The organism is Burkholderia sp. Ac-20392 (assembly GCF_017104585.1).
Lineage (GTDB): Bacteria > Pseudomonadota > Gammaproteobacteria > Burkholderiales > Burkholderiaceae > Burkholderia > Burkholderia lata.
This window is the reverse complement of sequence record NZ_JAAGPB010000328.1, coordinates 1-9714: the sequence shown is the minus strand read 5'-3', so window position 1 is coordinate 9714 and position 9714 is coordinate 1. Positions and strand designations below refer to the sequence as shown.

The following is a 9714-nucleotide window of genomic DNA, read 5'->3' as shown; positions in this document are numbered from 1 at the left end:
CTTTACGCTGTACCGGCCGGTACAGCGTGAAGCGCAGGCCCGGGTGCGCCGCGCGCAGCGCGAGCAGCGCGTCGGGCAGCGGGCCGGACAGCGCGGTCTGGATCGCGCCGATCCGCAGGCGGCCGACCAGCTTCTTTTCGTCGCTGAGCGCATCGGGAATCCGGTCGACCATCGCGAGCACCTGCTCGGCCTGTGCGAGCAGGATGTTGCCGGCCTCGGTGAGCACCGGCTGCCGGCGCGAGCGATCGAACAACTGCACGTTGTATTCGCTTTCGAGCGTCTTGATCTGCAGGCTCACCGCCGATTGCGTGAGGCCGATGGCTTCGCCGGCGCGCGCGAACGTCCGGTATCGGGCGATGGCGACCAGCGTTCTGAATGCGCGTAATGACATGTGCGGACGGAGGTGAGCAGCGGCGGCCCCGGCCGGCGCGATTGACGGCCGCGTTGCGGGTAACGGCTCGCAGGGCCGCCGCCAGGGTTCGCGACATCATGCCCGCGCGTCTGGAATCGGGCAACCGGCCTGCATGGCGCGCGGGGTGTCGCCGATGAGTCGCGGTGGTTCGAGCAATCTTTAAAATGATATAGTTCTATTTTTAGAATGTTTAAGCCGGGCAAGCGTGCTGTCAGAAGCGCAGTGTGGTGGCGCGGGCGCCGGCGTGTCGAGACCGAAGTGGAACGAGGAGCAGGGGCATGACGAAGGTGGCACATCCGGGTTTGTCGTCGCAGCGGCTGAAGGCGCTCGACACGCGGCTGAACGAGCGGTACGTGGCGTCCGGGCGCTTGCCGGGCGCGGTGACGATGATTCATCGCCGTGGCGAGCTGGCGCACGTGAACGTCGTTGGGTCGATGGACGTCGAGCGGGCGAAGCCGATGCGCGAGGACGCGATTTTCCGCATCTATTCGATGACCAAGCCGATCACGAGCGTCGCGTTCATGACGCTGGTCGAGCAGGGGCTGGTCGCGCTGGGCGATCCCGTGTCGAGCGTGATTCCGGCCTGGAAGGATCTGGGCGTTGCCGTGGCGGGCGCACGGAGTCTCGGCGGGTTCCAGACCCGGCCGGTCGAGCGCGAGATGCTGATGGTCGACCTGCTGCGCCATACGGCCGGGTTGTCGTATTTCTTCCAGGCCCGCACGAACGTCGATGCCGCATACCGCGAACTCGCGCTCGGCGAACCGGGCAACCCGGGCGGTCTCGACGGCATGATCGCGGATCTGGCCCGGCTGCCGCTGGACTACTCGCCGGGCGACGAATGGAATTATTCGGTCGCGACGCATGTGCTCGGCTATCTCGTCGAGAAGATTTCCGGGCAGCCGTTTGCCGATTATCTGAAGCAGGCGCTGTTCGACCCGATCGGCATGCCCGACACGGGTTTCTTCGTGCCGGACGAGCAGGCCGAGCGCCTGTGCGCGTGTTATCGCCCGGGCGCCGATGGCGGCCTCGTGTTGCAGGACGACCCGGCCGCCAGCGCGTTTCGCCGGCCGCCGGCGCTGGCGTCGGGCGGCAGCGGGCTCGTGTCGACGGCGGGCGACTACCTGCGCTTCTGCCGGATGCTGCTGAATCGCGGGGCGATCGACGGGCACCGGATCCTGAGCCCGAAGACCGTCGAGCTGATGACGATCAACCATCTGCCGGGTGGCCAGACGCTCGACCGGATGTCGCGTTCCACGTTCAGCGAGGCCGTGTATCCGGGGCTCGGTTTCGGGCTCGGCTTCGCGGTGACGCAGGATCTGGCCGCGACGATGCAGCCGGGCAGCGTCGGCGATTATTTCTGGGGCGGCGGCGCCAGCACGGCCTTCTGGATCGATCCGGCCGAGGACCTGATCGTCGTGTTCATGACGCAGTTGCTGCCGTCGACGACGTACCGGATCCGCCGCGACCTGCGGCATTGGGTCTACGGTGCGATGGGCGACGACGATGGCGGCGCGCCGGCGTGATGCAGTGCGCGGGTCAGGCCGCCGGCTTGCGCGTGGTCTTCCGGGGGCCCGTGCGCGGCGACGGGATCAGGTCGGCACTGCGATCGTCGCCGTCGAGATCGTGCGTGATATCGAGCACGAAGCGGTCGGCGCGGTAGAGATAGAGCCCCGCGTGGACGATGCAGCCGTCGTCGTCGGTCCACCAGCGGCGCATGCGAATCAGCATGTCGGCCATGCTGCAGTCGGCGCCGTCCGACGCGAGCAGGTCGGCGGTTTCCTGGTCCGCATAGGCAGCCGTGATTTCCTGGCGGGCCTTCGCGAGCGGAAGGCGGTTGTATTGACGGACGAGATAGCCGACCTTGTGCCGTGCATCGCTGCCTTTCGGAAACCGGTCGTAGGTTTCGCGCGCGACGTAGCTGTCCATCACGCCATAAGGCATGCCGTCGTGCAGATGAAGCGTGCGGATCCGCATGTAGGCGGCGCGCATGGGCTGGCCCGTCTGCAACGCGGCGGGCAATTCGGTCACGGCCTCACGCAGCAGCACGCGCAGCGTCTGGCCTGGCGCGAGCTGCAGCGGGTCGTTGATCGCGGCGCGCAGCGCCGGGTTATCCGCCGGCGAGACGACATCGGCCGTGACGAACGTGCCGCGGCCGCGTGCGCTGCTCACGAGCCCGTCGGCGCTCAGTTCGGCCAGCGCCTGGCGCACGGTGATCGTGCCCGCCTGATAGAACGCGCACAGCTCGGGAATCGGCGGCAACTGGTCGCCGCGCTTCCATTCGCCCTGATGGATGCGTCCGCGCAGCAGGCTGGCAATCCGCGCATAAAGGGCGACCCCTTTGCGCTCGGGGGGCGACGACGACGGGTTCAATCATGGGCTCCTGGAATGATGCGGGCGGCGGCGGGGTTCGGCGCAATGCCTAACATTCTACTATTGGAATGTATGCGCGCTTGCGCATCAGGCAGGGCCGGCAAGCGACGCTGCGCACCGGCGCAATGCGCCGCACGCGCCGCGTCATACCCACAGCCGGTACATCCAGAACGATTCATCCTCGATGAAGCGTTGCGTGAATTCGCTCGGCGAGAATCCCGTGATCCGCTTGACCTCGCGGCTCAGGTGCGCCTGGTCGGCGAACCCTTCGTCCAGCGCCAGCGTGGCCCAGTTGAACGCGGCGCCGGCTTCGAACCGGTCGCGCGCCGCGAAGAATGCACTTTCCGTCCTGACGAGCGTTTGCCATTCGCGCAGCGATCGGCCGCTGTAGGTCTTGATTCGCCGTTCGACCTGCCGCGGGCTGTGGGTGTGCCGCCATTCGCGGGCCTGCAGCGCGAGGCGTTCGACCCAACTGCGTCCTGCGTTGCGGAGCGACGACAGCGGCGTCGCGGGCCGCAGCGCCCGCCAGCGCGGCGCGAGATGACGTTCGATGGCCGCCAGCACGTCGGCATCGCGGTCCGCGCCGAGCAGGCCATCGAGCAGCGGGTGCCAGTCGTGGCCGAGGCACACGTGCGCGTCGAGCACACGGTCGTGGATCTCCGCCAGCGCGATGCCGAACAGCGCCCGCGCCGCATCGGCGGTGAAGCAGATCATGCCGATCCGGCCGCCCGTGGGCGCCCAGGCCACGGTGGGGGCCGAATGGCTGCCCGACAGCGTCGCCGCGGCGCCGAAGGGGCGCCATCGAGGCCCGTCGGCAGTGGGTTCGACGAAGCCCACGTCGAGATCCCGATACCACGACACGCACACGAGCGGCGTGGCCGGAAAATGCGAGAGCCGCTGCGCGTCGCTCAACGCGAACCCGCGCGTGTCGTGCAACACGATCGCGACCACCGCACCCTGCAGGGCAGCCGGCGCGGGGTACAGGCGCCCATGCGGCGACCGCCCGTCGTTCAGCGCGCGGGGGGCGCGCGCCAGCGGATCGGGGCACGACGGCGAGATCGATGACGGGTCGGAGAACATGACGCCGGAGTATAGGGATCGGCCAGATGCGTGTCGATGTCGTTTGCGTTCAAGACCGCATGCGTACCGGTGCAGATAATCGGCTCCATGAACACGCAATCCACTTCCCAATGTCCATTTCATGCGGACGCCGCGGCTTCGGCGCCCGTGCTTCACCCGCCCGGCGTATGGCCGCCGGGGCCGCCTGCCGGCCTGACGGGTTGGGGTCTGTTGCGCGCGATGTCGCGCGACCTGCTCGGCACGCTGGCCGGCTGGCAGCGTACCTACGGCGACGTCGTGCACTTGCGCGTGCGGCCCGAGCATGCGGTGGTCGTGACCGACCCGGCGCTCGTGCGCGAACTCCTGGTTACGCATCACGATGCACTCGGGCGCTGGGAGCGAGCCATCCGGGTGTTCGCGCAGGTCCACGGCCATAGCGTGCTGGTCGCCGAAGGCGATGCGTGGCGCGACAAGCGGCAGGCGTTGCAACCGAATTTCATGCCGAAGCCGGTGCAGGCGTTCGTACCTTCGATCGCGGCGACGGCCGGACATGCGCTCGCGCAGTGGCCCGCGCGCGATCCCGACTGGCCGATCGAAAGCGCGCTGACGTCGCTGGCGATGGACGTGATCATGCGCACGATGTTCTCCGACGCGATCGGCGACGATGCGCGTGCAGCCGAGGAAGCCGTGCGCACGGTGAGCGCGGCGGCCAACGCCGATTTCTACTGGCCGGCAAGCACGCCGGACTGGGTGCCCTGGAAGCGCGGCAAGGCGCGGGCGATGGCCGTGCTGAACGGGCTGATCGATCGGCAACTGCATGCGCGTCTCGATCTGCCGACGCACGCGTGGCCCGACGATCTGCTGTCGCGCCTGTTGCGGCTGCATCAGGGCGACGCACGGCGATGGCCGCTGCAGGCCGTGCACGACGAATGCATGACCGCATTTCTCGCGGGCCACGAGACGACGGCCGGGGCGCTGACCTGGTGGGCATGGTGCATGGCAACGAATCCGGCGGCGCAAGCCGCCGCGCGCGACGAGGTGGCGCGCGTGCTGGGCGGTCGCGCGCCGTCCGCCGAGACGCGATCGTCGTTGCGCTACCTGACGCACACGCTCGACGAAACGCTGCGCCTGTATCCGTCCGCGCCGATCCTGATCAGCCGCCGGGCGTCCCGGCCAATCGTGCTGGGGCCATGGCAGTTTCCCGCGCGGACGCTGTTCATGCTGCCGTTGCAACTGATGCAGCGCGATGCGCGATGGTTTGCGGAGCCCGATGTGTTCCGTCCCGAGCGTTTTGCGGACGACGCGCCGGCCGCGCCGCGCGGAAGCTACATGCCGTTCGGCACGGGCCCGCGCGTGTGTCTCGGGCAGCATCTGGCGATGACGGAAATGACGGTCGTCGCCGCGATGATCCTGCAGCGCTACGAATTGTCGGCGCCGCCCGGCATGAAGCCGCCGCGGCCGGTGCTGAACGTGACGCTGCGGCCGGAGCGGCCGCTGCATCTCGCCATCGCGCCCGCCGGTACCGTGTGATGCGGGCGGCGCGCTGAATCGACGGCGCATCGAACGCGACGCCATTCCCGCCGGATTCGCGTGTCGCGAACGATTGCCGCTCGCGTGATGCGGCGTCATCGAATCGTCGGAATATGAATGCGTGCGGGCCACGGGTTTCGGCGCCCCTGGCGCGGCATCGCGCAGCACCTATGCTTGAAGGGCCCAGCCCGGGCGGAGCCCAAGGAGGATGGTCATGCGCATGCTTCTCAACATACGAATCCCTCACGAGCCGTTCAACACGCTGGTGCGCGACGGCAGCGTGGGCGACGTGATCTCGCGAATACTCGAAGCGGTCAAGCCGGAGGCCGTGTATTTCACGGAGCAGAACGGCGGGCGCGGGGCGGTCGCGATCGTCGACCTGAATGATCCGTCGCAGATCCCGGCGCTCGCGGAGCCGTGGTTCCTGATGTTGAATGCGGACTGCGAGTTCCGCGTGGTGATGTTGCCGGACGATCTCAAGAACGCCGGGCTCGCGCAGATCGGCGCGAAGTGGAAGTAGACGTAGCGGGAATCAGCGCATGACGATGCCCCTGCTCGAAAACCGGGCAGGCGGCTTGACGCGCACCGCCGTTCACGTGCCGGCTATCGCGCAGGCTGCGGCGGTTCGGCGTTCACCGCTTGCCTGTCTTTCGGCCGCAACAGCAACAGCAGGCCGCTCAGTGCCGCCGCCGCGACGAACACGAAAAAGAACTGTTCGTTCCATTGGCGCAGGCTGTCGGACGCCACACCGCCGGCACTCCCGGCCGCGGCGCCGGCTTCCAGCAGGAACGTGAAGACTGCCGGCACCGGCGCGGAGCCCAGGTAGGCCAGGAATGCGAACTGCAACCGGCCGCGGGTCAGGAGCGACCAGACGTCCTTGCCCATCAGGCAGGCGACCAGCACCACGGGCGGGACGAGCACGATCGATGTGGCGCTGATCGCGCACAGGAACAGCCAGCCAAGTCCGACGATCGGAATGAGCGACATGAATCGGGGCTCCTGTTTTCGGGCAATCCTGTTGTCGACGGCGCATCCGCATCGGCGTTGCCGGATGACCACGGCATGCGGCGTTTCACGGAGTGTGCCCGATTCCGCGCGGGTTGCCATCCATCGGCATCGATGCGGTCATCCCGCCGCGTCTTCCCCCAGCGCCTGGATGAAGCGCGAAAACAGCTCGGGCTGCGACGAAATTCCGAGCTTCGTGTACAGGTGCCGCCGGTGCACCTTCACCGTTTCGGGTGAGATCGCGAGCCGCTCGGCGATCGCCTTCGACGAATTGCCGCGCAGCACCATTCGCGCGATCGACATCTCGCGATCGGTCAGCACGCCCGCGCCGAAGCGGGCAAGCGCCTGCTCGACCCGCGCGCCGAGATCGGCGTCGGGCGTCACGCGCGCCGCGTCGCCCACCAGCCGCCAGTGCTGCCGGATCGCCGCGAGCACCCACGGCATCGCGGCCGTCAGCTTGCCGAGCGGCTCGACGTCGAACCGCGTGCCCGCACCGAGCGACAGTGACAGCAGCATGTCGGCGTTTGGCCGCACGAGGATCTGGATCTCGTCGTCGCCGACCGCATCGCGGAAGTAGCTCAGAAAATATTCGCTCTGCCGGAACAGGTCGGGCGCGACTTCCTCGAGCCGGTAGCAGCCGTCGGCGAGCCCGTCGTGCGCGGCCTGCAGGAACGGGTCGAGCAGATACACGCCGTTCAGGTAGAGCGGCACGGGTGATGCGGCATCGGTGCCGCCCGTGTCGTATTCGTCGAGCACGAGCGGCACGCCGTCGCGGCCGATCGCGGTCGCAAGCGCGTTGTCGAACGGCACCATTTCATTGAGCAACAACACCAGGAACCGCCAGAAACGAGGCTGGCCGAGATGATCGATTGCGCGGCCGAGCGCCTGGTGCATCGCGATTTCGGAAAAGAGACGATCCATACCACCACCGGAAGGGCGTAACACGAAGGGGGAATAGCGGTCCTGAAATTGGCTTCCTAGACTGCCACGCAATCAATCGGGCCCGAGTATGGGCGTTCAAAAAAAGTTGGCAAAGGAGCACAGGAGAACGAAATGGCGATGATGTCGGAATCGACGGGCACGCTGCAAGCGGCGCCTGCAACGGAAGACGCGCCGCGCGCGCTGTCGCAGACGCTCAGCGTGCGCGATGCAGTGATGATCACCGTATCGGGGGTGACGCCCGCGAGCTCGATCTTCGTGATCGCGCCGTTCGCGATCCAGCAGGCCGGCAGCGGTGCAGTGCTGTCGTTCCTGCTCGGCGGCGTGCTCGCGCTGGCGTTTGCGCTCTGCTACGCGGAGCTCAGCGCCGCGCACCGCAGTGCGGGCGGCGAGTACGTAATGGCCAAGCGCGTGTTCGGCACGCTGCCCGGCTACCTGACCTTCGTCACGGTGCTGTCCGTCAGCGTGTTCATCCCGGCCGTGCTCGCGAGCGGCGCCGCGCCATACCTGAACAACGCGCTCGGCACGCACTTCAGCAACCAGTCGGTCGCGCTGACGATCGTGCTGCTCAGCTACCTGCTCGGCATGCTGAACATCAAGACGAACGCGTGGATCACGGGCGCGTTTCTCGTCGTCGAGATCGGCGTGCTGATGCTGATCGCGGGCCTCGGCTTCGGTTCGCCGCATCGTGGCGCCGACGCGCTGATCGCGCCGGTCGTCGCGAGCGGCAACGCGCTCGTGCCGGCGACGCTGGCCGCGATCGTTCCGGCGATCGGTACGGCGATCTTCTGCTACAACGGCTTCGGCTCGGCCGCCTATCTCGCGGAAGACCTGCGCGGCGGCAACCGCAATGTCGCGAAGGCGGTGATTTACTCGCTGCTCGTGATCCTCGTCGTCGAACTGATTCCGCTCACCGCGATCGTGCTCGGCGCGCCGTCGCTGACGGAGCTGACGAAAAGCGCCGACCCGATCGGCTATGTCGTGCGTTCGCTGAGCAACCCGGCCGTGTCGCGCGTGGTCAGCGGCGGGATCTTCCTGTCGGTGTTCAACGCGATCATCGCGATCGTGATCACGATGGGCCGGCTGCTGTACAGCAGTGGCCGGCATGCGCTCTGGTCGCGTACCTGCAACCGCGCATTCTCGACGATTCACCCGCGCTTCGAATCGCCGTGGCTCGCCACCATCGCGCTCGCGGTGCCGTCGGCGGGGCTCGTGTTCGTGTCGAGCCTCGACGAGCTGACCGCGTTCACGGTCGACCTGCTGCTGCTGATCTATCTGGTCGTCGGGCTGGCCGCACTCGCAAGCCGCTTCGTGCGCCGTGACGTCGAGCATCATTACCGGATGCCGTTGTGGCCCGTGACGCCGCTCGTCGCGGTGGCGGGCGCTGCCTATACGCTCTACACGACGCTCGCGACGGCCACCAAACCGACCGACCTGATCATCATCGCCGGGCTGCTGGTCGCCGCGCTCGTGATGTATGTGGTCTGGGCGCGTCACAGCGAAGCCTTCCGTACGCTCTGAGCGCCGGATCGAAGCTTGTCATATCGAAACACTGAAGCACAGAAACACCGAACCATTGAAAGACTGGAGGAATTGCATCATGCGCATGAGGGATCTGGGCATCCGCATCGGACTCGGCACACCGGGCCGCTTCAACGCGATTACGGACGTTCCGGGCGTGCGGGTCGGACACTGCACGCTGAACGTCGAGAACGGCGACGCATCGATTCGCACCGGTGTCACCGTCATCGAGCCGCGCGCGGGCGCCGCGCACGATTCGCCGTGCTTCGCGGGGGTGCACGTGCTGAACGGCAACGGCGACGCGACGGGTCTTGAATGGATCCGCGAGGCCGGCCTGCTGACCACGCCGATCGCCTATACGAACACGCACAGCGTCGGTGCGGTGCGCGATGCGCTCGTCGCGAACGAGCGCGAAGCGGCGGCCGGCCGCGTGTACTGGTGCATGCCGGTCGTGATGGAAACCTACGATGGGCTGCTGAACGACATCTGGGGGCAGCACGTGAGCGCCGCGCATGTGCAGCGCGCGCTGGCCGCCGCGCAGTCGGGGCCGGTTGCCGAGGGCGGCGTGGGCGGCGGCACGGGGATGATCTGCCACGAGTTCAAGGGCGGCATCGGCACCGCGTCGCGCGTGCTGGCGGCCGATGCGGGCGGCTGGACCGTCGGCGCACTCGTGCAGGCGAACTACGGCGTACGTGAAATGCTGCGCGTGGCCGGCTACCCGGTCGGCGAAGTGCTGCGCCACGTGCCTTCGCCGTTCCGTGCGCCGGACGCGCAAGGCGAAGCCGGGATGGGTTCGATCGTGGTGACGATCGCGACCGACGCGCCGCTGCTGCCGCACCAGTGCACGCGCCTTGCGCAGCGCGCGAGCGTCGGGCTGG

General features: G+C 67.8%; 10 protein-coding genes. 5 read left to right on the top strand and 5 right to left on the bottom strand.

Annotated features, from left to right (window positions below; translation table 11 throughout):
- A partial coding sequence (locus G3N99_RS27675) for a LysR family transcriptional regulator (RefSeq protein ID WP_206123985.1) occupies nt 1-391 on the bottom strand: 391 nt, incomplete at its 3' end.
- A 299-nt stretch (nt 392-690) separates the two neighbouring features.
- Here G3N99_RS27675 and G3N99_RS27670 point away from each other — a divergent pair.
- On the top strand, nt 691-1935 hold the full coding sequence (locus tag G3N99_RS27670) for a serine hydrolase domain-containing protein (protein ID WP_206123984.1): 1245 nt from the start codon (nt 691-693) through the stop codon (nt 1933-1935).
- Between the two features lie 13 nt (nt 1936-1948).
- Here the strand turns inward: G3N99_RS27670 and G3N99_RS27665 are convergent, their stop codons facing one another.
- Both G3N99_RS27665 and G3N99_RS27660 read right to left on the bottom strand, forming a co-directional pair.
- Nucleotides 1949-2782 (bottom strand): GntR family transcriptional regulator, encoded by an 834-nt coding sequence (locus G3N99_RS27665; RefSeq protein WP_206123983.1) that lies wholly within the window; start codon nt 2780-2782, stop codon nt 1949-1951.
- A gap of 144 nt (nt 2783-2926) precedes the next feature.
- Nucleotides 2927-3862 (bottom strand): AraC family transcriptional regulator, encoded by a 936-nt coding sequence (locus G3N99_RS27660; protein ID WP_174937937.1) that lies wholly within the window; start codon nt 3860-3862, stop codon nt 2927-2929.
- 87 nt (nt 3863-3949) lie between these two features.
- Between G3N99_RS27660 and G3N99_RS27655 the strand changes: the two genes are divergently transcribed.
- Both G3N99_RS27655 and G3N99_RS27650 read left to right on the top strand, forming a co-directional pair.
- Nucleotides 3950-5371, top strand: a complete 1422-nt coding sequence (locus tag G3N99_RS27655) for a cytochrome P450 (protein ID WP_206123982.1) — start codon at nt 3950-3952, stop codon at nt 5369-5371.
- Nucleotides 5372-5585: 214 nt separating this feature from the next.
- Nucleotides 5586-5891: a panthothenate synthetase gene (locus G3N99_RS27650; RefSeq protein ID WP_174935403.1), complete on the top strand. Its 306-nt coding sequence runs from the start codon at nt 5586-5588 to the stop codon at nt 5889-5891.
- Between the two features lie 83 nt (nt 5892-5974).
- On the opposite strand, the gene G3N99_RS27645 is transcribed toward G3N99_RS27650, so the two are convergent.
- Nucleotides 5975-6358, bottom strand: a complete 384-nt coding sequence (locus G3N99_RS27645) for a hypothetical protein (RefSeq protein ID WP_206123981.1) — start codon at nt 6356-6358, stop codon at nt 5975-5977.
- 138 nt (nt 6359-6496) lie between these two features.
- Nucleotides 6497-7297 (bottom strand): helix-turn-helix transcriptional regulator, encoded by an 801-nt coding sequence (locus G3N99_RS27640; RefSeq protein ID WP_174935399.1) that lies wholly within the window; start codon nt 7295-7297, stop codon nt 6497-6499.
- A 132-nt stretch (nt 7298-7429) separates the two neighbouring features.
- On the opposite strand from G3N99_RS27640, the gene G3N99_RS27635 reads away from it, so the two are divergent.
- Entirely contained in the window at nt 7430-8836 is a 1407-nt protein-coding gene (locus G3N99_RS27635) for an APC family permease (RefSeq protein WP_174937929.1), read from the top strand.
- Nucleotides 8837-8915: 79 nt separating this feature from the next.
- Nucleotides 8916-9714 (top strand): P1 family peptidase (locus G3N99_RS27630; protein WP_206123980.1); only part of this gene is annotated, 799 nt, incomplete at its 3' end.